23 protein-coding genes are annotated in these 21284 nt (G+C 65.6%); 11 read left to right on the forward strand and 12 right to left on the reverse strand.

Annotation, left to right across the window (positions count from 1 at the left end; translation table 11 throughout):
* Positions 1-17: 17 nt before the first annotated feature.
* Both ACYJP6_RS04705 and ACYJP6_RS04710 read right to left on the reverse strand, forming a co-directional pair.
* Complete coding sequence (locus tag ACYJP6_RS04705; protein WP_145004937.1) at positions 18-227, reverse strand: SlyX family protein; 210 nt, start codon at positions 225-227, stop codon at positions 18-20.
* A complete protein-coding gene (locus tag ACYJP6_RS04710; RefSeq protein ID WP_459473800.1) occupies positions 224-640 on the reverse strand; it encodes an HIT domain-containing protein in 417 nt (138 codons plus the stop codon). Before ACYJP6_RS04710 ends, ACYJP6_RS04705 begins: the two co-directional genes overlap by 4 nt.
* A 369-nt stretch (positions 641-1009) precedes the next feature.
* On the opposite strand from ACYJP6_RS04710, the gene ACYJP6_RS04715 reads away from it, so the two are divergent.
* Both ACYJP6_RS04715 and ACYJP6_RS04720 read left to right on the forward strand, forming a co-directional pair.
* Complete coding sequence (locus tag ACYJP6_RS04715) at positions 1010-2332, forward strand: OprD family porin (protein WP_145004931.1); 1323 nt, start codon at positions 1010-1012, stop codon at positions 2330-2332.
* A gap of 155 nt (positions 2333-2487) precedes the next feature.
* Positions 2488-4194 carry a proline--tRNA ligase gene (locus tag ACYJP6_RS04720; RefSeq protein ID WP_459473802.1) on the forward strand — a complete coding sequence of 569 codons (1707 nt, stop codon included), beginning with the start codon at positions 2488-2490 and terminating at the stop codon, positions 4192-4194.
* Positions 4195-4211: 17 nt separating this feature from the next.
* On the opposite strand, the gene ACYJP6_RS04725 is transcribed toward ACYJP6_RS04720, so the two are convergent.
* Complete coding sequence (locus ACYJP6_RS04725) at positions 4212-4499, reverse strand: acylphosphatase (protein ID WP_459473803.1); 288 nt, start codon at positions 4497-4499, stop codon at positions 4212-4214.
* Entirely contained in the window at positions 4496-5746 is a 1251-nt protein-coding gene (locus ACYJP6_RS04730) for a YihY family inner membrane protein (protein ID WP_459473805.1), read from the reverse strand. The genes ACYJP6_RS04725 and ACYJP6_RS04730 overlap by 4 nt, the downstream gene beginning before the upstream one ends.
* A gap of 91 nt (positions 5747-5837) precedes the next feature.
* Here ACYJP6_RS04730 and arsC point away from each other — a divergent pair, with 91 nt between their 5' ends.
* Both arsC and wrbA read left to right on the forward strand, forming a co-directional pair.
* Complete coding sequence (gene arsC / locus ACYJP6_RS04735) at positions 5838-6191, forward strand: arsenate reductase (glutaredoxin) (RefSeq protein ID WP_459473806.1); 354 nt, start codon at positions 5838-5840, stop codon at positions 6189-6191.
* Positions 6188-6790: an NAD(P)H:quinone oxidoreductase gene (wrbA, locus tag ACYJP6_RS04740; protein WP_459473808.1), complete on the forward strand. Its 603-nt coding sequence runs from the start codon at positions 6188-6190 to the stop codon at positions 6788-6790. Before arsC ends, wrbA begins: the two co-directional genes overlap by 4 nt.
* A 12-nt stretch (positions 6791-6802) precedes the next feature.
* Here the strand turns inward: wrbA and hda are convergent, their stop codons facing one another.
* Together hda and ACYJP6_RS04750 are read right to left on the reverse strand one after the other, a co-directional pair.
* The gene (gene hda / locus ACYJP6_RS04745; protein ID WP_064306685.1) at positions 6803-7507 is read right to left on the reverse strand and encodes a DnaA regulatory inactivator Hda; all 705 of its coding nucleotides are present in this window, start codon (positions 7505-7507) and stop codon (positions 6803-6805) included.
* A 97-nt stretch (positions 7508-7604) separates the two neighbouring features.
* Positions 7605-8690 (reverse strand): DUF2066 domain-containing protein, encoded by a 1086-nt coding sequence (locus ACYJP6_RS04750; protein WP_459473811.1) that lies wholly within the window; start codon positions 8688-8690, stop codon positions 7605-7607.
* Between the two features lie 286 nt (positions 8691-8976).
* Here ACYJP6_RS04750 and purM point away from each other — a divergent pair, with 286 nt between their 5' ends.
* The 3 genes from purM to ACYJP6_RS04765 are packed head-to-tail and all read left to right on the forward strand — an operon-like array spanning position 8977 to position 11432.
* Positions 8977-10038 carry a phosphoribosylformylglycinamidine cyclo-ligase gene (purM, locus tag ACYJP6_RS04755; RefSeq protein WP_459473813.1) on the forward strand — a complete coding sequence of 354 codons (1062 nt, stop codon included), beginning with the start codon at positions 8977-8979 and terminating at the stop codon, positions 10036-10038.
* On the forward strand, positions 10035-10703 hold the full coding sequence (gene purN, locus ACYJP6_RS04760) for a phosphoribosylglycinamide formyltransferase (protein ID WP_459473815.1): 669 nt from the start codon (positions 10035-10037) through the stop codon (positions 10701-10703). The genes purM and purN overlap by 4 nt, the downstream gene beginning before the upstream one ends.
* 15 nt (positions 10704-10718) lie before the next feature.
* Complete coding sequence (locus tag ACYJP6_RS04765) at positions 10719-11432, forward strand: DUF3108 domain-containing protein (protein ID WP_459473817.1); 714 nt, start codon at positions 10719-10721, stop codon at positions 11430-11432.
* A 105-nt stretch (positions 11433-11537) separates the two neighbouring features.
* Here ACYJP6_RS04765 and ACYJP6_RS04770 read toward each other — a convergent pair whose 3' ends face one another.
* On the reverse strand, positions 11538-12023 hold the full coding sequence (locus tag ACYJP6_RS04770) for an N-acetyltransferase family protein (protein WP_459473819.1): 486 nt from the start codon (positions 12021-12023) through the stop codon (positions 11538-11540).
* A gap of 219 nt (positions 12024-12242) precedes the next feature.
* On the opposite strand from ACYJP6_RS04770, the gene ACYJP6_RS04775 reads away from it, so the two are divergent.
* Positions 12243-12422, forward strand: coding sequence for a hypothetical protein (locus tag ACYJP6_RS04775; RefSeq protein WP_145004898.1), 180 nt, complete (start codon positions 12243-12245; stop codon positions 12420-12422).
* Positions 12423-12709: 287 nt separating this feature from the next.
* On the opposite strand, the gene ACYJP6_RS04780 is transcribed toward ACYJP6_RS04775, so the two are convergent.
* The 3 genes from ACYJP6_RS04780 to ACYJP6_RS04790 form a co-directional block, all read right to left on the reverse strand.
* On the reverse strand, positions 12710-14194 hold the full coding sequence (locus ACYJP6_RS04780) for a SulP family inorganic anion transporter (RefSeq protein WP_459473821.1): 1485 nt from the start codon (positions 14192-14194) through the stop codon (positions 12710-12712).
* Positions 14195-14506: 312 nt separating this feature from the next.
* Positions 14507-15178, reverse strand: coding sequence for an ATP-dependent Clp protease proteolytic subunit (locus ACYJP6_RS04785; RefSeq protein WP_459473823.1), 672 nt, complete (start codon positions 15176-15178; stop codon positions 14507-14509).
* Between the two features lie 138 nt (positions 15179-15316).
* The gene (locus tag ACYJP6_RS04790) at positions 15317-15673 is read right to left on the reverse strand and encodes a YajD family HNH nuclease (RefSeq protein WP_459473825.1); all 357 of its coding nucleotides are present in this window, start codon (positions 15671-15673) and stop codon (positions 15317-15319) included.
* Between the two features lie 154 nt (positions 15674-15827).
* Between ACYJP6_RS04790 and ACYJP6_RS04795 the strand changes: the two genes are divergently transcribed.
* Together ACYJP6_RS04795 and dmeF are read left to right on the forward strand one after the other, a co-directional pair.
* Positions 15828-16103 (forward strand): metal/formaldehyde-sensitive transcriptional repressor, encoded by a 276-nt coding sequence (locus ACYJP6_RS04795; protein ID WP_459473826.1) that lies wholly within the window; start codon positions 15828-15830, stop codon positions 16101-16103.
* A 7-nt stretch (positions 16104-16110) separates the two neighbouring features.
* Positions 16111-17064, forward strand: a complete 954-nt coding sequence (gene dmeF, locus ACYJP6_RS04800) for a CDF family Co(II)/Ni(II) efflux transporter DmeF (protein ID WP_459473828.1) — start codon at positions 16111-16113, stop codon at positions 17062-17064.
* A gap of 7 nt (positions 17065-17071) precedes the next feature.
* On the opposite strand, the gene ACYJP6_RS04805 is transcribed toward dmeF, so the two are convergent.
* Together ACYJP6_RS04805 and aspT are read right to left on the reverse strand one after the other, a co-directional pair.
* Positions 17072-18691, reverse strand: a complete 1620-nt coding sequence (locus tag ACYJP6_RS04805; RefSeq protein ID WP_459473830.1) for a bifunctional aspartate transaminase/aspartate 4-decarboxylase — start codon at positions 18689-18691, stop codon at positions 17072-17074.
* 16 nt (positions 18692-18707) lie between these two features.
* Positions 18708-20405 (reverse strand): aspartate-alanine antiporter, encoded by a 1698-nt coding sequence (gene aspT / locus ACYJP6_RS04810; RefSeq protein WP_459473832.1) that lies wholly within the window; start codon positions 20403-20405, stop codon positions 18708-18710.
* 579 nt (positions 20406-20984) lie between these two features.
* Here aspT and ACYJP6_RS04815 point away from each other — a divergent pair.
* Complete coding sequence (locus ACYJP6_RS04815; protein ID WP_459473834.1) at positions 20985-21167, forward strand: hypothetical protein; 183 nt, start codon at positions 20985-20987, stop codon at positions 21165-21167.
* The last annotated feature ends 117 nt before the right edge of the window (positions 21168-21284 follow it).

Genomic DNA, 21284 nt, shown 5'->3' on the forward strand with positions numbered 1-21284 from the left:
CAGCTGCGGAACGGATCTCAATAGTGCGGCGGCGGCGCCTCGTCCGGCATGCCGCCACCCCCCGCGCTCTGCAGCTCGGCCTGACGTTCGGCGAGGACGCGAATCTGCGCCGCACAGCGATCCAGGGCTCGCTGCTGCTCGACGATGATGTCGTTCAGCGTCTGGATGGTGTCGTCCTGGAAGGCCTGACGGATCTCCAGGTCGGCGATGCGCTCTTCCAGGGTCATGGCCGTGCCTCCTGCTCGAGCAGGCTGCGCCAGCGCTGCACCGCCTCGCGGCCGGCGGCCTCGGCGTAGGGTTCCCGCGGCGAATGCCCCCAGACCGGCCCCGGCCAGGCCGGATCACCTTCCTGCCGCAGCAGGACGTGCAGGTGCAACTGCCGGACGACGTTACCCAGAGCACCGATATTCAACTTGCGGTCAGGGTGAGCGTCACGCAACACCTGGGCAACAGTTGTCACCTCTCGCCACAGTTGCTGCTGATCCGCGGGGGTCAGGTCGAGGACCTCGGTAACACTCGCGCGCTGGGGTACCAGGACCAGCCAGTCATAACGACGCTCGTTCAGCAGCCTTACCTGGCACAACGCCAGGGACGTGACCTCCAGGGTATCGCTGGCCAGTCTCGAATCGATTTGGAACATCTCAACTCCTGCCAAAGCCAGTCGGCACTAAAAGTGTGCACGACCATTGGTAAGTGAAACCTTTGGTGTCACAAAGGTGCAACCACCCCTTCCGACACTGCCCCTAGTCGCTGCGCTGAGCGGGCCCTGGACAGGCGGGCGCTGCGTTTGACGCTTTGTGCACGCTTCTTGCTAACACGATCCGAGTACGACGATCGGACGGGAACTCCTAAGGAAGATTCTTAAGAGGCGCCGCTAATCCGCTCATCTCACGCAATTTTTTGATAAAGCCTATCGCCCCTCCAAGAGAGGTGCTATATGTGCCGCCATTAGAACAAACAGCCACGGCTGACACGATGGCTGATCCTCAAAACCAAAGGAGCATTTCTGATGCAAGCGATGAAGTGGAGCGTTATCGCCCTGGCCGTAGCGGCAGGGACCACTCAACTGGCTTTCGCCGACCAGCAGTCCGAGTCCAAGGGCTTCGTCGAAGACAGCAAGCTGACCCTGTTGAACCGTAACTACTACTTCAACCGGGATCGTAACGCCGGCGCCAACGATCGCCGCGACTGGAGCCAGGGCTTCCTGCTGAACTACGCATCGGGCTTCACCCAGGGCACCGTAGGTGTCGGCGTGGATGCCTTCGGTTACCTCGGTATCAAGCTGGATGGCGGCAAGGGCTACGCCGGCACCGGCAACCTGCCGATCGGTGACGATGGCCGTCCGAACGACGAGTACTCCACCGCTGGCGCCGCTGTGAAGCTGCGCATTTCCAATACCGTGCTGAAGTACGGCAACCTGCAGCCCACCTCGCCGGTGTTCGCCGTAGGCGGCAGCCGTCTGTTCCCGCAGACCGCTACCGGCTTCATGCTGACCAGCGAAGAGGTCAAGAACCTGTTCCTGGAAGCAGGTCACTTCACCGCTGGTCGTGACAACATCAACACCTACCACGACGGCAACCTCGGTGCAGCCTATGGCGGCATCACCGCCAACTCGGGTGACTACCTAGGTGGCAAGTACAAGATCAACGATCAACTGAGCGCCTCGCTGTACTACGGTCGCCTGGAAGACCTGTGGAACCAGTACTACGCCAACCTGAACTACGTCCAGCCGATCAGCGCCAACCAGTCGCTGACCTTCGACGCCAACTACTACTACAGCAAGGACGCTGGCAGCGCCGAGCTGGGCGACTTCAGCAACAACGCCTTCTCGCTGGCCGCAGCCTACAGCATCGATGCTCACACCTTCACCCTGGCCTTCCAAAAGGTCAACGGCGACACGCCGTTCGACTACGTCGGCGCAGGCGGCAAGAATGGTAACGTGGGTAGCGGCGGCGACAGCATCTTCCTCGCCAACTCCGTACAGTTCTCCGACTTCAACGCCCCTGGCGAGAAGTCCTGGCAGGCTCGCTACGACCTGAACATGGCTACCCTGGGCGTACCTGGCCTGAGCTTCATGGCGCGTTACATCCGTGGTACCGGCATCGATGCCCCGAGCACCAACACCGTCTACTCTGGTTTCTACCAGGATGGCGACAAGGAATTCGAAACCAACGTCGAAGCCAAGTACGTGCTGCAGAGCGGCCCGGCCAAGGACCTGTCCTTCCGTATCCGTCAGTCCTGGCACCGTGGCGATGCCAGCACCGGCAGCGGCGGCAGCGGCAACATCAACGAGTTCCGCCTGATCACCGAGTACCCGCTGAGCATCCTGTAACGGGAACCAGCGCTTCTCGCACGATCCAGCAGCCCGGCTTCCGCCGGGCTGTTGCTTTTCCGGCTTCCGGCCGCCCCCGCCCGCCTCCCTGTACGCCCTGCCCCACCCCGCCGTACAATGCCGGTCCCGTCTCGATGCCGACAGACCGCCTAGCCATGCGTACCAGCCAGTTCCTGCTGTCCACCCTCAAAGAAACCCCTTCCGATGCCGTGGTGATCAGCCACCAGCTGCTGCTGCGCGCCGGCATGATCCGCAAGCTGGCCTCCGGTCTCTATACCTGGCTGCCGCTGGGCCTGCGCGTGCTGCGCAAGGTGGAAGCCGTGGTCCGTGAGGAAATGAACGCCACCGGCGCCCTGGAGGTGCTGATGCCGGCGATCCAGCCCGCCGAGCTGTGGCAGGAATCCGGTCGCTGGGAGCAATACGGCCCCGAGCTGCTGCGCCTGAAAGATAGGCACCAGCGTGATTTCTGCGTGGGCCCGACCCATGAGGAAGTCATCACCGACCTGATGCGCAACGAGCTGAACAGCTACAAGCAGCTGCCGATCAACCTGTACCAGATCCAGACCAAGTTCCGCGACGAAATCCGTCCGCGCTTCGGCCTGATGCGTGGCCGCGAATTCGTGATGAAGGATGCCTACTCCTTCCACCTCAACCAGGCGTCGCTGCAGCAAACCTACGACGCCATGTACCAGGCGTATTGCAATGTCTTCAGCCGCCTGGGTCTGAATTTCCGTCCGGTGCAGGCCGACAACGGCTCCATCGGTGGCAGCGGTTCCCACGAATTCCATGTGCTGGCCGGCTCCGGTGAAGACGATATCGCCTTCAGCGACAGCTCCGACTACGCCGCCAACATCGAGAAGGCCGAGGCCCTGCCGCGGGAGACCGCGCGTGGCGCCGCCACCGAGGAACTGCGCCTGGTCGATACCCCCGACACCAAGACCATCGCCGACCTGGTGGAGAAATTCGGCCTGGCCATCGAGAAGACCGTGAAGACCCTGGTGGTCCGCGGCGCCGAGGAAGGCACCCTGGTCGCCCTGGTGATCCGTGGCGATCACGAACTCAACGAGATCAAGGCAGGCAACCTGCCCGAGGTGGCGAGCCCCCTGGTGTTCGCCAGCGAGCCCGAGATCCGCGCGGCCATCGGTGCCAGCCCCGGCTCCCTGGGCCCGATGAACCTGCCGATTCCCTGCGTCGTCGATCGCTCGGTCGCCCTGATGAGCGATTTCGGCATTGGCGCCAACCAGGAAGACAAGCATTACTTCGGCGTCAACTGGGAGCGCGACCTGCCGCTGCCCCAGGTCGCCGACCTGCGCAACGTAGTGGCCGGCGATCCGAGCCCGGATGGCCAGGGCACCCTGGTGATCAAGCGCGGCATCGAAGTGGGCCACATCTTCCAGCTGGGCACCAAGTACAGCGAGGCCATGAAGCTCTCGGTGCTGGGCGAGGAAGGCAAGCCGACCACCCTGACCATGGGCTGCTATGGCATCGGCGTGTCCCGCGTGGTCGCCGCCGCCATCGAGCAGAACCATGACGAGCGTGGGATCCGTTGGCCGGCCGCCCTGGCGCCCTTCCAGGTCGCCCTGGTGCCGATGAAGTACGAAAACGCCGCGGTGAAGGAGGCGACCGATGGCCTCTATGCCGAACTGAAGGCCGCCGGCTTCGATGTGCTGCTGGACGACCGTGACAAGAAGACCAGCCCTGGCGTGAAGTTCGCCGACATGGAGCTGATCGGCATCCCCCATCGCCTGGTGGTGGGCGAGCGCGGCCTCAACGAGGGCGTGGTCGAGTACAAGGGCCGGACCGACGGCGACAGCCAGAACGTCGCCCTGGCCGACATCGTCAGCTTCCTCAAGGCTCGCTAAGGGCTACCGGATCCTGGTCAGGCGTCCGTGCGCCTGACCTGGAAATCGGTGAAACCTTCCAAGGCCACGGCTTCCAGCGCCACGGCCGTCACCTGCGCCGCAGCAGGTCCCTGCCAGAGCCAGTGCTCCATGCGGGCAAGCGCCTCGGGCGCTCCCTCCAGGTGACACTCCACCCGGCCATCGGCGAGATTGCGCACCCAGCCGGCGACCCCCAGTCGGTGTGCCTCCTGCCGGGTACTCTCGCGATAATAGACGCCCTGGACGCGACCTCCGATCAGGCCATGCCATGCCAATCGACCGGTCATCGAGGGGCTCCGCGCTCTTCCAGCACCGGCGCGACTCTCAGCCACTGGGCCACGCTACCGGCGAGAAGGTCATGCCGTTGCGCCTGCAGGCGCAGGAAAGCTTCGTGCAGCTGCGGATACCAGTCGCCGGGAAAGCGTTCCGCGGGCGGCCAGTTCTCCGGGGCAGGAGGCATCCAGGGCGAACGATCCAGCAGGTCCAGCAGCGCATAGCCATGCAGGTCACGGCAGAGCACCCAGTGGCCGCTGTCGTTCTGGCACACCAGGCGCTCCTGCTGCAGGAAGGCCAGCACCGCATGCCATTCGTGCTCGGGCAACTTCCAGCCGGCCTGGTGCAGGCGCCCCAGATGCAGGCTGGAGCCGCTTTGCTGGCGCTCCAGGAAGGCGCGCAGCACGGCGAGCAGGATGAAGAAGGCCGGCAGCGGTGCGCGGCGCCAGTGGTGGGTGGTGGACAGGCTGCAGACCACCTCCGCCCCCAGCAGCACGATCAGCCAGCAGACGTAGATCCACACCAGGAACAGCGGCACCGTGGCAAAGGCGCCATAGATCAGCTGGTAACCGGGGAAATAGAAGACATAGAGGCCGAACAGACTCTTGGCCGCCTCGAACAGCACTCCGGTCAAGGCGCCGCCGATGAGCGCATGGCGCAGGGGCACCCGGGTGTTGGGCACGGCGGCGTACATCAGGGTGAAGGCAGCGATGCTGAACAGCAGCGGCGTGACCTTGAGCAGGGCCTGGGCGCCGGACATGCCGTAGGAACCGAACACCAGGGCCACCGAGGCCAGGTAGGTGCTCATGGCGAAGCCGGCACCGAGCAGCAGCGGCCCCAGGCTGAGCACTGCCCAGTAGAGCAGGAAGCTGGAGACCCCGCGGCGCGGGATGCGCACGCGCCAGATGTCGTTGAAGGTCTTTTCCACCGTCACCAGCATGAAGAAGGAGGTCACCGCCAGCAGGGCGACGCCGAGCCAGGTCAGGTGCCGCGCCTGTTCGATGAAGTTGCGCAGGTATTCCTCCAGCGTCGCGCCGGTGGAAGGCACGAAGTTGCGGAAGATGAAGGCCTGGATCTGGACTTCCGTACCCTGGAAGGCGGGGATCGCCGAGAGCATGGCGAAGGTCACGGTCATCACCGGGACCACCGCGAACAGGGTGGTATAGGTCAGGGCCGCGGCATTGTTGGGCGCGCGGTCCTCGATGAAGCGCTCGGCGAGATAGCGAACGAAGGACAGCAGTTCACGCAAGCGGGCCGGCATTGGCGGTTCCTCGAAAGGCACGGTCAAGGGCTGGCGCGGCGGTCGCCGCCAACCCGCTACAATGGGCATCTTACCTTCTATGGATCGGCCCATGAGTGAAATCGTCCTCTATCACAACCCGCGCTGTTCGAAATCCCGCGAAGCCCTCGCCCTGCTGCAAAGCCGCGAGCTAGCCGTGTCCGTGGTGCCCTACCTGGAAACGCCGCCGGACGCCGACACGCTGCGCGCGCTGCTCACCAAGCTCGGGATAGGTGCACGCCAGCTGCTGCGCACCGGCGAAGACGCCTATCGCGACCTGAACCTCGCCGACCCGGCGCTGGACGACGATGCTCTGATCGCGGCCATGGCCGCCCACCCCAAGCTGATCGAAAGACCCATCGCCGTACGCGGCGAGCGCGCTGTCGTCGGTCGCCCTCCCGAACGTGTCCTGGAGATCCTGCAATGACCCCCGAAGCCTACGTCCTGGTGCTCTACTACAGCCGCCACGGTGCCACTGCCGAGATGGCCCGCCAGGTCGCCCGCGGGGTGGAGATGGGCGGCATGGCCGCACGGCTGCGCACGGTACCGGCGGTATCGGCCGAATCCGCCGCCGTCGCCCCGGCGGTGCCCGAGCAGGGCGCGGTCTATGCGACCCTCGACGACCTGCGCGATTGCGCGGCGCTCGCCCTCGGCAGTCCGACCCGCTACGGCAACATGGCCGCCGCCCTGAAGTATTTCCTCGACGGCACCAACAGCCTCTGGCTGACCGGTGCCCTGGTGGACAAGCCCGCCGGCGTCTTCACCTCCACCGCCAGTCTGCACGGCGGCCAGGAGAGCACCCTGCTGTCCATGGCGCTGCCGCTGCTGCACCACGGCATGCTGATCACCGGCCTGCCCTATAGCGAAAGCGCGCTGCTGGAGACCAAGGGTGGCGGTACGCCCTACGGGCCGAGTCATTTCGCCGGCGCCGATGGCAAGCGTGCGCTGGACGAACAGGAAATCGCCCTGTGCCGGGCCCTGGGCAAGCGCCTGGCGACCCTCGCGGGTCGCTTGCAGAAGAAGTAGCAGCCGGCGCGGCTACCAGCCCATGATTTCCTTGACGAAGGGAATGGTGAGCTTGCGCCGCGCCTGCAGCGAGGCCTGGTCCAGGCGTTCGAGCATGTCGAACAGGGCGTCCATGCTGCGGGTGTTGCGCGAGAGGATGAAGCGCCCGACCTCGTCGGTCAGGTGCAGGCCACGGCGCGAGGCCCGCAGTTGCAGGGCGCGCAGCTTGTCTTCGTCGGACAGCGGACGCAACTGGAAGACCAGCGCCAGGGTCAGCCGCGACTTGAGATCGGCGAGCTGCACCGGCAGTTGCCGAGGCGCGGCGGTGCTGGAGATCAGCAGCCGCTTGCCGGCATCGCGCAGGCGGTTGAACAGGTGGAAGAGCGCTTCCTCCCAGCGCCGCTGACCGGCCAGGGCATCGAGATCGTCCAGGCAGACCAGCTCGCACTGCTCGAGGTTGTCGAACAGCTCCACGCCATAGTCGGCCAGCTCACCCATGGGCAGGTAGATGGCACGCTCGCCCAGTTCTTCCAGGCGGTGGCAGGCAGCCTGCATCAGGTGGCTGCGTCCGGCGCCCGCGCCGCCCCAGAGATAGATCAGGCTTTCCGTCCAGCCGGCATCGGCGTCGCACAGACGCTCGACATAGCCGAGCGCCGCGGCATTGGCGCCGGGGTAGTAATTGACGAAGGTGGCGTCGTCACGCAGACGAATACCCAGGGGCAGCTGTAGAGGCATCATGCCGGCTCGAACGGCTCTTGGCGGTTTCGCGAGGGCGCCAAGTCTAACCAAAACCCGGCCCCCTCGCAGCAGCCGCTTCAGCGATAGCCGCGCCGACTCACGGCCAGCGGAAATACAGGGTGGTGCGACCCGGTTGGGCAGCCGGCGCGGACTGGGCCGCGGGGGCCGTCGGCGCGGCATTGGCGTCCACCGGCGCCGTGCCCGTGGCCGCAGGCGAGGCAGCGGCTGCGGGCGCCGCGGCGGGTTGCAGGCCCGCCAGATTCAGCTGCGCCTGCAATTGATCCGGATTGGCGGTGAGGTCATAGGTGAGCTGGCTCCCCTCGGCCTTCACCAGCCGGCTCGACAGGGGTTCGAGCACCTTCTGCAACTGGGCATAGCGCTCGAAGGTGGAGTTGTCGGCCACCAGGGTGAGCGGCTGGGTCGTCCCCGGGCGGGAGACGAATTTCTTCGACAGGCGCGCGCCGACTTCCTGCAGCACGGCGGTGGCCAGGGCGTCCTGGTCGGCGGCCTGGCTGCTGCCCTGCTCGGCAGAGCTCCCGTTCCACAGCCGCCACTGGGCCTGCCAGCCATTGCCCTGGGGCTTGGCATGCACCGCCAACAGGGCATTGGCGCCATAGCGTTCGGAGGCCTGACGCAGGGCGGTCGGATCGCTGGCATCGATGTTGGCGGCGGTGCCGGCCAGCTGTTCGCTGAGGTCGGCCAGGGGCAGACGGATCGGCAGGCCGGCGCGCTGGGCACCGCGCTGCACACCGACGCTGGCCGGCTGACCGTCACCAAGGAGGCTGGCGCCACTGTCGGCATCGTTCAGCCACCAGACCATCACCACCGGGCGATTGGCACCCCACACCGACAGACCGGCCTGGCCGAGCGCACGCTCGGTGGCTGCCGGGTCGAAGTTGACCACCAGCACCTGCGGCGGACCGGCATCGTAGCCGTACTGGGTGATCAGGGATTCGGGCGCCGCCAGGGCACTGGCCAGCGCGGGGGTCTGGCCGGCCTGGGGGTTGCCGGTCAGGCGCCCTGCCAGTTCCTGCAGGGCGCGCTTGAGTGCAGCATTGCGCTCGTCCGGCTGTTGCGAGTCCACCGGCTCGCGGACCTGGTAGAGGTTGTCCACCACCTCGGCGCGGGCGAGCGGACTCAGGACCAGCAGCGAAGCGAGCAACGGAAGGACGAGACGGCGCATGGCGATTCCATAGAAGGGGCAAGGGGCATACCTTAAAAGCCGCCTGCCTCGCGGGCAAGGGCGCGGGGGCACGGGCCGCGAAGCAGCCCGCAGGAGAGCGGCGCCGCCGGGCGAAAATCGCCGGCGGTCTGGCTCAGACCCTCTGGCGCAGGCGGGGTGCCATCCCGTCCCGGACCGGAGGGCGCGGCGGGCCGCGTGCTTTGGCACGGCTTCTGGTAAAATCGCCCGCCTCATCGCCGGCTGGCGCCAGCCGGCTCGTTTCGCCATTCGCTAAAGGCCAGGATTCATGAGCAAACAACCCCAGCTGAGCTACAAGGACGCCGGTGTGGACATCGACGCCGGTGAGGCTCTGGTAGAACGCATCAAGGGCGTCGCCAAGCGCACCGCCCGCCCGGAAGTCATGGGCGGCCTGGGGGGCTTCGGTGCCCTGTGCGAGATCCCGGCCGGCTATCGCCAGCCGGTGCTGGTCTCCGGCACCGACGGGGTCGGCACCAAGCTGCGGCTGGCCATGAACCTGGCCAAGCATGACAGCATCGGCATCGACCTGGTGGCCATGTGCGTCAATGACCTGGTGGTCTGCGGCGCCGAGCCGCTGTTCTTCCTCGACTACTACGCCACCGGCAAGCTCAATGTCGACGTCGCCGCCCAGGTGGTGACCGGCATCGGCACCGGCTGCGAACAGGCTGGCTGCTCCCTGGTGGGTGGCGAAACCGCCGAGATGCCCGGCATGTACGAAGGCGAAGACTACGACCTGGCCGGTTTCTGCGTAGGCGTGGTGGAAAAGTCCGAGATCATCGATGGGTCCAAGGTAGCCACCGGCGACGCCCTGATCGCCCTGCCCTCCTCCGGTCCGCACTCCAACGGCTATTCGCTGATCCGCAAGATCATCGAGGTGGCCGGCGCCGACATCGAGAACATCCAGCTCGACGGCCAGCCGTTGACCGAGCTGCTGATGGCGCCGACCCGCATCTACGTCAAGCCGCTGCTCAAGCTGATCAAGGACACCGGCGCGGTCAAGGCCATGGCGCACATCACCGGCGGCGGCCTGCTGGACAACATCCCGCGCGTGCTGCCCGAAGGCGCCCAGGCGGTACTGGACGTGGCCAGCTGGCAGCGCCCGGCGGTATTCGACTGGCTGCAGCAGCAGGGCAACGTCGACGAGACCGAGATGCACCGCGTACTCAACTGTGGCGTCGGCATGGTCATCTGCGTGGCCCAAGATCAGGTCGAAGCCGCCCTGCAGGTGCTGCGCGCCGAGGGTGAACAACCCTGGGTCATCGGCCGTATCGAACAAGCTGCGGCCGGTGCCGACCAGGTGGTCCTGAACAACCTGAAACAGCACGGATGAGTCCTGCCGACTGCGCGGTGGTGGTGCTCATCTCCGGCCACGGCAGCAACCTGCAAGCCCTGATCGACGCCGCGACGCCGCCCGTGCGGATCGCGGCGGTGATCGCCAACCGCGCCGAGGCCTATGGCCTGGAGCGGGCCCGGCAAGCCGGGATCGCCACCACGGTGATCGATCACCGCGAGCATGCCGACCGTGACAGCTTCGATGCGGCCCTGGCGGCCGCCATCGACGCCCAGGGCGCCGACCTGGTGGTGCTGGCCGGCTTCATGCGCATCCTCACGCCAGCCTTCGTGCGGCGTTACCAGGGTCGCCTGCTCAATATCCATCCTTCCCTGCTTCCTCTGTACAAGGGGTTGCACACCCACCAGCGTGCCCTCGACGCGGGCGATGCCTGGCACGGCTGCAGCGTCCACTTCGTCACCGAAGAACTGGATGGCGGCCCCGTCGTCCTGCAGTCGCGGGTGCCGGTGCAGGCCGAAGACACGGCGGAGAGCCTCGCGACCCGGGTACACGCCGCCGAGCACCTCCTTTATCCTGTGGCGGTACGGCTGTTCGCCGAAGGTCGTCTGCGGCTGGGCACCTCGGGTGCCGAGCTCGACGGCCAGGCGCTGCCGCCTACTGGGGCCAAGGTGCCGTCGTCGACGGCCATGGCCTCCCCTTCCTGATCCAAGGAGAAACTGATGCGACGTCTGTTGTTCCTATTGGCCACCCTCTGCAGCGCCTCGGCCTTCGCCTTCGACCTGCAGCCCTTCACGGCCAGCTACACCGCCGACTGGAAGCAGATGCCGGTCAGCGGATCCGCCGAACGCTCGCTGGAGAAGGCTGCCGATGGCCACTGGGAGTTGAAGTTCGAAGCTTCCATGCTGGTGGCGGGCCTCAATGAGTCCAGCACCTTCCGCCGCGAAGGCGAAGCCTTCCTGCCGGATACCTACCAGTACAAGCGCAGTGGCCTGGGCAAGAGCCGCGAGAGCGAGCTGACCTTCGACTGGGCGGGCAAGAAGGTCACCGGCAAGGACAAGGACGACCCGGTCAACCTTACCCTGGATCGCGGCCTGCTGGACAAGTCGACCTACCAGCTCAAGCTGCAGCAGGACGTGGCCGACGGCAAGAAGAGCATGAGCTACCAGATCGTCGACGGCGACAGCATCGACACCTATGACTTCCGCGTCATCGGCCCGGAGCGCATCCGGACTCCGCTGGGCCTGTTCGATGCCATCAAGGTGGAACGCGTGCGCGACCCCACCAAGAGCAGCCGCAAGACCGAGCTGTGGTTCGCCAAGGACTGGGACTACCTGCTCGTGCGTCTCTACCAGCAGGAGAGCGACGGCAAGGAATACCAGACCAGCCTCAAGGAAGGCACGGTCAATGGCCGCACGGTGAAAGGCGCCAACTGATCCTGGCACCAGCGACAACGCCCTCTTCGGAGGGCGTTTTGTTTGCTGCCGGTGGCAGCGTCCCCGAGGTCATCCTTCAATGGCCAGCGGCAGACGAACCAGTATTCATGCGATAACACCGGCATCACCTTCGACGCCGCGACGTTTCTCGTAGCGGACGTCGGCACCTTCGAGCCGCGCGACCTGGCGCCAGCCGTGGGCCCGATACAGGGAATTGGCCCGTACCCCAGGCGAGCCATCGGTCACCAGCCAGATCATGGCATGGCGTTGGAAGAGCGCCTGTTCTGCAGCCACCAGCAGACGGCCGCCGAAACCCCGCCCCTGCCATTCGGGTCTGACGAACAACGCGAAGACCTCTCCGGCCGAGTCATCCACCAGGCTGAAGCCCACGACTTCTCCGGCTATCTCCACCACCCAGGCACAGGGCTCGGCGAGGATAGCGGCGCCAATGGCGTCTGGGGTGATACCGAGGTCAGCAAGCTGATCGCCAGTCAGGGCGTTATCCGTTACGGCTACACGGATCGCGAAAAGAGCATCCACATCGGCTGGGGTGGCGAGCCGCAATTGGCCAGGAGGGAGAGCGTAAGTCATGCGGATTGCTCGATATCGTTAAGAGAGACCTCCCCCCGATGAGCCGGGTAAATGCCACGCCAGGCCGCCGATGGTCTCTGAGGACAACCACGAGCGCGACAGATTGTCGCAGAAGTTGTAACGACTTATTGCCGAGATCAACCTTGGTCGGCGGGCCAAACGCTCTAGTATGGGGCTTCAAGCCCAGCCGTAGCGCGGGCTCGACCAAGGAGATACAGCATGACCGTTACTGTTACTGAACGCGACGAAGACCATATGTCCCGTGAAGCCCGTGGCCTGGGCCTGCATCTGTGGGACGTGAAGCAAGAAGGTGAACTGGTCGGCGTCTATCAGAGCGAAGCCGCTGCTCTCGAATACAAGGAGCAGATCGAACACGACGGCGCGTCGCACGCCGAGTGAGTCGAACGACCTGTTTACCGACTGCCTGAAAAAGGCCCGCCTCTTGGAGGCGGGCCTTTTTCGTTGGGGTAGCTGTGCTTCATAGCTTGGACTAAGACGACGAACCATCGAAGCCCAAGGGGTGGGCGCGGCCCCGTGTGTTGGGCTTCGCTGCGCTCAGCGCCAACCTACGCGGCTCGCGCTGGCGCTGATCGGGTTCTTCTGCCCTCGGCAACGGGTGGCGTCAGTAGTCCTCGATGCGCACGTCCAGGGCTTCCATGCCGCTGGAAGTCCTGGCCCGACTGCCTTCAGTGCCCCAGCACCTGGTCCCTGCCGCCGGGCTTATCATGGCTCCCGAAGCGGTCGACCAGGGTCGCGCTGGCCTGGTCGAGGTCGAGCACCTGCACGGTCACGCCCTCGCGGCGATACCTCAGCACGACCTTGTCCAGGGCGGCGACGGCGGTGATGTCCCAGAACTGCGCCGCCTTGAGATCGAGGCGTACCTCGTCCAGGGGCTCCTTGAAATCGAAAGCCGCGAGGAAGGCACTGGTGGACGAGAAAAACACCTGGCCCCGCACCTCGTAGCGACGGACGCCGGGGGCTTCCAAATAGGACGTCAGGCTCAGCTGATGCCCGACCTTGTTGGCGAAGAACAGTGCGGCCAGCAGTACCCCGACCAGCACGCCGAGCGCCAGGTTGTGCGTGGCGACCACGACCACCACGGTGGCGACCATCACCAGGTTGGTCGAGAGCGGATGGCGCCGCAGGTTGGGCAGCGAGGCCCAGTTGAAGGTGCCAATGGAGACCATGATCATCACCGCGACCAGGGCCGCCATGGGGATCCGCGCGAGCCAATCGCCGAGGAACACCACCATCAGCAGCAGGAAGACGCCGGCGCAGAGGGTGGACAGTCGGGTGCGGCCGCCGGACTTCAGGTTGATCACCGACTGGCCGATCATGGCGCAGCCGGCCATGCCACCCAGCAGGCCGGCGGCGATGTTGGCGATCCCCTGCCCCTTGCATTCGCGATTCTTGTCGCTGGGCGTGTCGGTGAACTCATCGACGATGGTGGCCGTCATCAGCGACTCCAGCAGCCCGACGACGGCCAGCGCCAGGGAATAGGGCAGGATGATCAGCAGGGTGTCGAGGGTCAGGGGTACCTGCGGCCAGAGCAGCACTGGCAGGGTGTCGGGCAGCTGGCCCATGTCGCCCACGGTACGGATGTCCAGCCCCAGGGTGAAGGAGACGCTGGTCAATACCAGGATGCACACCAGCGGCGAAGGCAGCAGCCGGCCGACCACGGGCAACAGGGGGAACAGGTAGATGATGCCTAGCCCGGCGGCGGTCATGGCGTAGACCACCCAGCCGACGTGAGTCAGTTCGGGCAACTGGGCGAGAAAGATCAGGATTGCCAGGGCGTTGACGAAGCCGGTCACCACGGACCGGGACACGAAGCGCATCAGGCTGCCCAGGCGCAGGTAGCCGGCGGCGATCTGCAGCACGCCGGTCAGCAGGGTAGCGGCCAGCAGGTAGTGCAGGCCATGGTCCTTGACCAGGGTCACCATGAGCAGGGCCATGGCGCCAGTGGCGGCCGAGATCATCCCAGGGCGGCCGCCGACGAAGGCGATCACCACGGCGATGCAGAAGGATGCGTAGAGCCCGACCTTGGGGTCGAGTCCGGCGATGATGGAAAAGGCGATGGCTTCGGGGATCAGCGCCAGGGCGACGACCAATCCGGACAGCACGTCGTTCTTCACATTGGCCAGCCAATGCGTCTTGAGGGTATTCAACATAGATGACTCGCACCTGTGCCTGACCCGTCTAGCGAGGGGCGGACGCCGGATCAGGCGTGGATTTCAGGGTTGGCAGCCGCCGTGCCGCGGACGCGACAGGACGACAGCGGTCCTTGCGGCAGGGCAAGGACGAGAGAGGCGCGAGCTATGGGGGACTGGGTTGCCAGTCGAGGGAGGGGCAATGCATGACCCGAAAGTAACACGAAAGGCAGGGCTTTTACAGGGCCGCTGGCGGCCCGGCGCTCGGTCCCACCCGGATGCCAGAGCGGTCGAGCGTCGCCTGTGCGCCTCGAGCCCCGTACTGTCCGGAGCTCACTTGCCGCCACCCTCGGTGATGAAATACAACGCCCGGTCGGTGCCACGGGGCAACTGATCCTGCGCCCGGGTGATCAAGCCGAGATCCTTGGCGGCGTCATAGTCCAAGCGCCGTCTGTTGCTCTCGGAGGACAGCAAGGTCGTGAGTTCTTCCGGCGCCAGCTTGAGACAGCCCTTGTAGATCTCACGAAATTTGAGATTTTCGCGTTCGACGTCCTCGAACACCTGCCTGGCCTGATCGGGCTTCATGTAGCCGTTGACGGCAACGGCCGTCGCGGCCGGATGCAGGAGAAAGCTGGAGAGCGGCGCCGAATAGCGATCCTCGGCGGCGCAGTAGAGCATCGTCGCCGCGGAATCGGTGGCCGCCGCGTTGACGATATTGATATGCAGGGGATAGTGGCGCATGAAGTCGTAGGCTACATAGCCTGCCTCCATGTCGCCCCCGTGACTGTTGAGATAGAGATTGACGTTCCGGATGGCGGGATACTTCAGGGCGATATCGCTCAGCGCCGCCAGCAGCGAACTGATCGACCTGTCATTGACGCCACTATTGAAGTAGACCGAGGCGGTGTCGGCGGCGGTGCCGCCCTCTCCTCTGATGATGCTAAGGTCGGCAAAGGCATTGCCGACACAGCAACCCGCCAGCCAGAACAGCAGGCCGCGGGCCAAGTGGCGGGTGTTCGAGGAACGTTTCATCCCTGGTCGCTCTCTGGCAGGCCTTGGCCCGATCGCCTTGAGCCTAGCGGCGGGAGGCTTAAGAGCGGCTTAAACCAGAGGCGCTTACCTAGCCGCGGGGCAAGACCGAGGTCAGTCCTTCTTCAACAACCCCGCCAGCCCGGCGAAAGGGTTGTGCATGGCCTTGGCCACCTTGGGCGTACCCAGGGAGCTGTCGCTGAAATACTGCTGGTCGGTGTAGCGGCTGTGCTCGTTGTCGTGGCAATACAGGCAGAGCAACTCCCAGTTGGAGCCGTCCTGGGGGTTGTTGTCGTGATTGTGGTCACGGTGGTGCACGGTCAGTTCGCTCAGGCGTTTGCCGGAGAACTCACGGGCGCAACGGCCGCAGACGTGTGGATACATCTTCAGTGCCTTGTCGCGATAGCCTCGTTCGCGTTCACGCTGGGTCTCGGCGAGGATTCGATCCAGCTTCGAGGTATCGGTAGCCATGCTGCACCTGGGTGACGGACAAAGAGCCTCAGTATAGCCCGAGCCCGCCCCCTGGGGTGATCGACAACAGGGGCTCGCGCCGCCTGCCCGGCCTTCTTCCACCCGCCGTCGAGAACCCCTAAGATGCGGCCCATATAGGATAGGGGGGTATACTATGTCGCACATGAAAGCCAACAAGGACGACCTGCTCAAGCGCGTGAAAAGGATCGCGGGACAGGTGCAGGCCATCGAGCGGGCGCTGGAGGATGACGCCGACTGTGCCAAGACCCTGCATCTGGTGGCGGCCACCCGTGGCGCCCTCAATGGGCTGCTCGAGGAGATCATCGAAGACCATGCCCGGGAACATGTCGCCCATCCCGCGCTGACCGATCAGGAGCGGGGCGAAGGACTGGAGCAGCTACTGGAAGCCATTCGCCGCTATGGCAAGTGAGGTGGAGATGAACGACCTGGAACTCAGCCACGGGCACAGTCACGACTTCCTGGGCGCCCACCACGATCGCAACGCCCGTCGCACTCTCTGGGTGGTGGCGCTGACCCTGGTGATGATGGTGGGCGAGATCGTCGCCGGCTATGTCACGGGGTCCATGGCGCTGCTGGCCGATGGTTTCCACATGGCGACCCACGCGGGCGCCCTGGGCATCGCCGCCGCGGCCTACGCCTTCGCCCGCCGCCATGCCGAGGATGCGGCCTACAGCTTCGGTACCGGCAAGGTCGGGGATCTCGGCGGCTTCGCCTCGGCGCTGATCCTCGGCCTGGTCGCGCTGGGCATAGCTGTCGAATCGGTGATCCGGCTGTTCGAGCCGACCCCGGTGCAATTCGGCACCGCCACCCTGATCGCCGTGGTCGGCCTCATCGTCAACGTGATCAGTGCCCTGCTGCTGATGGGTGGCGCGGGCGAGAGTCATGGACATAGCCACGCTCATCATCACCACCATGATCACGACCACAGCCATGGTCATGGGCACAGCCATGGCGAAGACAACAACCTGAGATCGGCCTATGTCCATGTGCTGGCGGACGCCCTGACCTCGGTACTGGCCATCGTCGCCCTGCTGGCCGGCAAGCTGCTCGGCTGGGTCTGGCTTGACCCGATGATGGGCATCGTCGGCGCCCTGGTGATCGCGCGCTGGGCCTGGTCTCTGCTGAAGGATACCGCTGCCGTGCTGCTGGACCGGACCGACGCCCAGGTGGCCGACGAGATCCGCGGGCTGCTCGCCGCCAGCGATCGCTTGGTGATCACCGACTTGCACGTCTGGCGCGTGGGGCCCGCGGCCCGCGCCGCCATCGTCAGCGTGAGCGGTCCGCCGGGAGACGGCGCCAGCGACGTCCGCCGCCGCCTGCAGCCGGTGCACGAGGTCACCCACCTGACGGTCGAGTATCGGAGCGCCTGAGCGGCCTTCAGCTCGACGGCGAGGCCTGGCCACCCTCCCCTTCGAACTCGGCGAAATACTGCTCCGCCATGGCGCGCAACGAGCGCCCGATGCTGGCGTATTCGTATTCGTTGAGATTGGCGAGGGAGACCCGCGCCGCCGGTTGCTGGGTGCCGAAGCCCTTGCCGGGCAGCAGCACGATGCCGGTTTCCTTGGCGATGCGGAACAGCAAATCGCCACTGCTGAACTTGGCCTTCACCCAGGTCGCGAAGGCGTCGCCATGGAGTTTGCGCGCCAGGTCTTCCAGGTCGAGCAGGGTGTAGTAGTCGACGGCATTGGGATCGCTCTCGGGAGCGACGCCCAGCTCGCGATAGAGTGCGGCTTCGCGGCGGCGCACCAGTTTCTTCAGTTCGGTCTTGTAGCCGTCGCTCTCGTCCATCAGGGCGAATAGCGCGAACAACACCATCTGCACCTGCTGGGGGGTGGAGAGCCCCGCCGTGTGGTTGAGGGCCACGGTGCGGCTGTCGGCCACCAGACGATCGATGAACTTGAGGCTGCGCACGTCCGGCAGCAGGGTGCCGTAGCGGCGGTCCAGCGCGGCCTTCGTCTGCTCGGGCAGCTCGGCCAGGGCCTGGTCGAAGATCCCGTGCTTGTGCGCACCTATGACCCCCAGTCGCCAGCCGGTGGCGCCGAAGTACTTGGAGAAGGAATACACCAGCAGGGTATTGCGCGGGCAGGTGGCGAACAGCGAGCGGAAGTCGTCGGCAAAGGTACCGTAGACGTCATCGGTCAGGATGAAGAGATCCGGGCGCGCCTCGGCAACGATGCGGGCGACGGTCGCCAGGCTGCGGTCGTCCATCTTCACCGAGGCCGGGTTGCTGGGGTTGATGCAGAAGAAGATCTTGATCGCCGGGTCGCGCAGCTTGTCCAGTTCGCTGTCCGGGTACTGCCAGTTGGCCTGGGGATCGGCATGGATGTGCACCTGCTCCAGGCCGAACTCCTCCAGTTCGGGGATCTCGATGTAGGGGGTGAAGGCCGGCATGCCGATGGCCACCTTGTCGCCACGGCCGAGCAGCCCGTTCTGCTGCAGCGAATGGAAGATGTAGGTCATGGCCGCCGTGCCGCCTTCCACGGCGAAGAGGTCGACGGTACCCGCCGGTACGTAGCCGCCGATCATCTCCTTGACGATGTAGTGGCTGACCACCTGCTCGGAGACCTTGAGCATGCGTGGTGGCACCGGGTAGTTGACGCCGAGGATGCCCTCCACCATCTCGTGCAGGAAAGCCGAGGCCGACAGGCCCAGCTGGTCGCGCACGTAGCTCAGGCTCTTGGCCAGGAACAGCACCCCGGGCTGGTCGCGGTGCTCGGCGGTGTAACGCTCGAAGCAGGCTTCGATGCCATCGAGCTGCGGCAGTCCGCCGACGCCATGGGGCATGTAGGAATAGGACAGCTCGGCCTCGCTGGTGGCGAACAGTCCGAGGCGAAAGAAGGCCCGCCGCGGCAGAGTCGCCAGGAAGTTGGGATTGCCGCGCCCGGCGTTGAGCATCAGGCGGTTCTCGCTGCCCGAGGCGAGCCTGATCAGTTCGTCCTTGAGTTCGAACGGGCTGAGCTTGGCGTATTGGGCGTAATCGTCTTGGACTTCGCTCATGACTTGCCTCTTTCGGTTAGGCGAAGGCCACCACCAGTGGCCCGAGCAGGGTGAGGAACACGTTGGCCAGGGCGTAGGTGACGGCGAAGGGCACCGTCGGGATGGAATTGCCGGCCTTGTCCAGCACCTCGCCGAAGGCCGGGTTGGCGCTGCGCGCGCCAGCGACGGCCCCGGCGAACAGCGCCAGGTTGCGGTAGCGCAGCAGGTAGCGGCCGACCAGGATGGTGATGACGATGGGCACCACGCAGACCACCACCCCGATGAGGAAGATCGACAGGCCCTGGGTGGCGATGGTCTCCACCGCCTGGCGCCCGGACTGCAGCCCCACCACCGCCACGAAGCCAGCCAGGCCGAGGTCGCGCAACAGGATCGAGGCTGGCAACGGCAGGTTGCCCCGGGTCAGGTGGCGACTGCGGTACCAGCCGAACACCAGACCGGCGATCAGTGCCCCGCCGCCACTGCCCAGGGTCAGGGGGATGGCGCCCAAGCGGATCACGACCAGGCCGATGAGCAGGCCCATCGCCAGGCCGAAGCCATGGAAGACGAAGTCGGTCTTGTCGCTGGGGACGACGAGGGAGCCGATCTGCTGGGCGACTCTCTGGATGTCGTCCGGAGTACCGTAAAGGGTGACCAGATCGCCCGCCGCGATGACGGTATCGGGCTCCAGCGCCAGCGGCCGCCCGCCGCGTTTCACCCCGACCACATAGACCCCGTGGCGCAGGGCCTGGTTGGCGGCCTGGCGGATCTCGGCCACGCGGCGGCCGATGAAGGCGGGATTGTCGAGGCTGACGTCGCGCTGCACCACCACCACGTCCATGTCGGGCGAGGACTGCAATTCGGCGCCCAGGCGCGCGGCGATGGCCACCACGCCGGCGCGCCGCCCCACCACCAGCACCACGTCGCCGGCCTCCAGCACCGTCGTCGGGGTCACCCCGACCAGGGCGCCGCCGCGCTTGATGCGTTCGATGGTCAGCGCCGCCTGGGGATCGCCCTGGCCGCTGACCTCCAGTTGCGCCACGGTCTGGCCGGCCGCCTGGTCGATGCGATAGAGGCGCCCTACCAGCGGCGGGATGGCCGGTAATTCTCCCGGCCCATAGACCTTGGCCCCGGCCAGCAACTCGGCTTCGGCCTGGGTCGCATCGTCGCGGATGCTGCGCCGCATGAACCAGGGCAGCACATTGACGCAGAGGATGATGGCGCCGAAGGAGCCGAAGATGTAGGTCACGGCATAGCCCACCGCGACGTTGCCCTGCAGCACCTGGATCTGTTCCAGCGGCAGGTCGAGCTTGGCGATGGCCGCGCTGGCGGTGCCGATGATGGCGGACTGGGTCATGGAGCCTGCGGCGATCCCCGCGGCGATGCCCTTGTCGAGGCCGAACAACCGGGCGCAGGCGATGATGGTCAAGAGACCGCTGAGCGCCATCACCGCCGCCAGGACGATCTCGCGCAGCGATTGCCGCCCCAGGGAGCGAAAGAACTGTGGCCCGCTCTCGAAGCCGACGGCGTAGATGAATAGCGCGAAGAGTACCGATTTGATGCCGTTGTCGATGCTGATACCGATCTGGCTGATCACTACTGCAACCAGCAGCGAGCCGGCGACCCCACCCAGCTGGAATTTGCCGAACGGGATGCTGCCGACCCAGTAACCGATGGCCAAGGAGAGGAACAGGGCCAGTTCCGGGGCCTGGTTCAAGAGCTGGTGCAGGTATTCCATGGGGGCCACCTTCGACCAGGGATCCGCGAGCGGAGGACGGTGAAGCGAAGGTTCAGCCTTGTCCCGAGAGGGCCTGAAGAATCCTCGCCGTACCTGATGCCCTGCAGGATTTCCCTGACCACGAGGGCGCCTTGCCGGAAATAGTCACGTCATAAGAGGACGTAACTCGGCATAGCCCAAAGAACCTAAGCACAGCATGCTAGAGCTGTCAAAAGCGGGACCGCACAGCGAAAAGTGAATTCTGGTTGGACAACTTGGCCACCGCCGACACCGGGCGGCGGAATCCGCTGGGGCGCCAGGGCACGTCTTCCCTCAGGTTGCCCCAGGTGAAGAGAATTCGCGCCGCTGCGCTTGCCATCCCGATGACGAGCTCGGCATGCAGGTGGGCCGCTCGCCGGCTTTCCATGTAGGGAAAGCCGAAGAAGCCAGCGTCGCCAGTGGCTAATCGACGCACTGCTGGCGACCGGTACGCCGGACCTGCAACTGGAAGCCGATGCCGGCGGCCTGCACCTGCTGGCGCTATGCCTGCAGGGCAGCGATCAGCAATGGGCGGCCTCTGCACGGGCTGATGGCCTGGCGGTGCAAGCCCTGTCGCGCTGGTACTTGGAGACGCCCCAGGTTCAAGGCCTGCTGCTGGGCTTCACCCATATCGCCAGCGCGGTCGAGGCGGCCGACCTGGCCCGCCGCCTGGTCAGCCTGGGGCGTCAATGGCAGCCCCTGAATCCCCGGCAATTTGCCCAAGCTCATCACCTGCCCGGGTAAGGCAGCAGGCGAAAGGGTGCCCTCCCGGCAGCTAGATACGGTGCCCATGCAGGCCGGAGTACCGAGAACACGCCGTGCAAGAACATTGACTGCATCACAGAAAACTTTTTCCAGCCT

This window comes from Pseudomonas sp. No.117 (assembly GCF_054558395.1).

Excerpts from the sequence above, each read along its gene's own strand:
- ACYJP6_RS04705 (WP_145004937.1), bottom strand. The coding sequence starts at position 227 with ATGACCCTGGAAGAGCGCATCGCCGACCTGGAGATCCGTCAGGCCTTC.
- wrbA (WP_459473808.1), top strand. The coding sequence starts at position 6,188 with ATGACCCCCGAAGCCTACGTCCTGGTGCTCTACTACAGCCGCCACGGT.
- ACYJP6_RS04750 (WP_459473811.1), bottom strand. The coding sequence starts at position 8,690 with ATGCGCCGTCTCGTCCTTCCGTTGCTCGCTTCGCTGCTGGTCCTGAGT.
- ACYJP6_RS04715 (WP_145004931.1), top strand. The coding sequence starts at position 1,010 with ATGCAAGCGATGAAGTGGAGCGTTATCGCCCTGGCCGTAGCGGCAGGG.
- hda (WP_064306685.1), bottom strand. The coding sequence starts at position 7,507 with ATGATGCCTCTACAGCTGCCCCTGGGTATTCGTCTGCGTGACGACGCC.
- ACYJP6_RS04730 (WP_459473805.1), bottom strand. The coding sequence starts at position 5,746 with ATGCCGGCCCGCTTGCGTGAACTGCTGTCCTTCGTTCGCTATCTCGCC.
- ACYJP6_RS04770 (WP_459473819.1), bottom strand. The coding sequence starts at position 12,023 with ATGACTTACGCTCTCCCTCCTGGCCAATTGCGGCTCGCCACCCCAGCC.
- ACYJP6_RS04725 (WP_459473803.1), bottom strand. The coding sequence starts at position 4,499 with ATGACCGGTCGATTGGCATGGCATGGCCTGATCGGAGGTCGCGTCCAG.
- dmeF (WP_459473828.1), top strand. The coding sequence starts at position 16,111 with ATGAACGACCTGGAACTCAGCCACGGGCACAGTCACGACTTCCTGGGC.
- ACYJP6_RS04780 (WP_459473821.1), bottom strand. The coding sequence starts at position 14,194 with ATGTTGAATACCCTCAAGACGCATTGGCTGGCCAATGTGAAGAACGAC.
- purN (WP_459473815.1), top strand. The coding sequence starts at position 10,035 with ATGAGTCCTGCCGACTGCGCGGTGGTGGTGCTCATCTCCGGCCACGGC.
- arsC (WP_459473806.1), top strand. The coding sequence starts at position 5,838 with ATGAGTGAAATCGTCCTCTATCACAACCCGCGCTGTTCGAAATCCCGC.
- ACYJP6_RS04765 (WP_459473817.1), top strand. The coding sequence starts at position 10,719 with ATGCGACGTCTGTTGTTCCTATTGGCCACCCTCTGCAGCGCCTCGGCC.
- ACYJP6_RS04790 (WP_459473825.1), bottom strand. The coding sequence starts at position 15,673 with ATGGCTACCGATACCTCGAAGCTGGATCGAATCCTCGCCGAGACCCAG.
- aspT (WP_459473832.1), bottom strand. The coding sequence starts at position 20,405 with ATGGAATACCTGCACCAGCTCTTGAACCAGGCCCCGGAACTGGCCCTG.
- ACYJP6_RS04710 (WP_459473800.1), bottom strand. The coding sequence starts at position 640 with ATGTTCCAAATCGATTCGAGACTGGCCAGCGATACCCTGGAGGTCACG.
- ACYJP6_RS04805 (WP_459473830.1), bottom strand. The coding sequence starts at position 18,691 with ATGAGCGAAGTCCAAGACGATTACGCCCAATACGCCAAGCTCAGCCCG.
- ACYJP6_RS04720 (WP_459473802.1), top strand. The coding sequence starts at position 2,488 with ATGCGTACCAGCCAGTTCCTGCTGTCCACCCTCAAAGAAACCCCTTCC.
- ACYJP6_RS04775 (WP_145004898.1), top strand. The coding sequence starts at position 12,243 with ATGACCGTTACTGTTACTGAACGCGACGAAGACCATATGTCCCGTGAA.
- ACYJP6_RS04795 (WP_459473826.1), top strand. The coding sequence starts at position 15,828 with ATGTCGCACATGAAAGCCAACAAGGACGACCTGCTCAAGCGCGTGAAA.
- purM (WP_459473813.1), top strand. The coding sequence starts at position 8,977 with ATGAGCAAACAACCCCAGCTGAGCTACAAGGACGCCGGTGTGGACATC.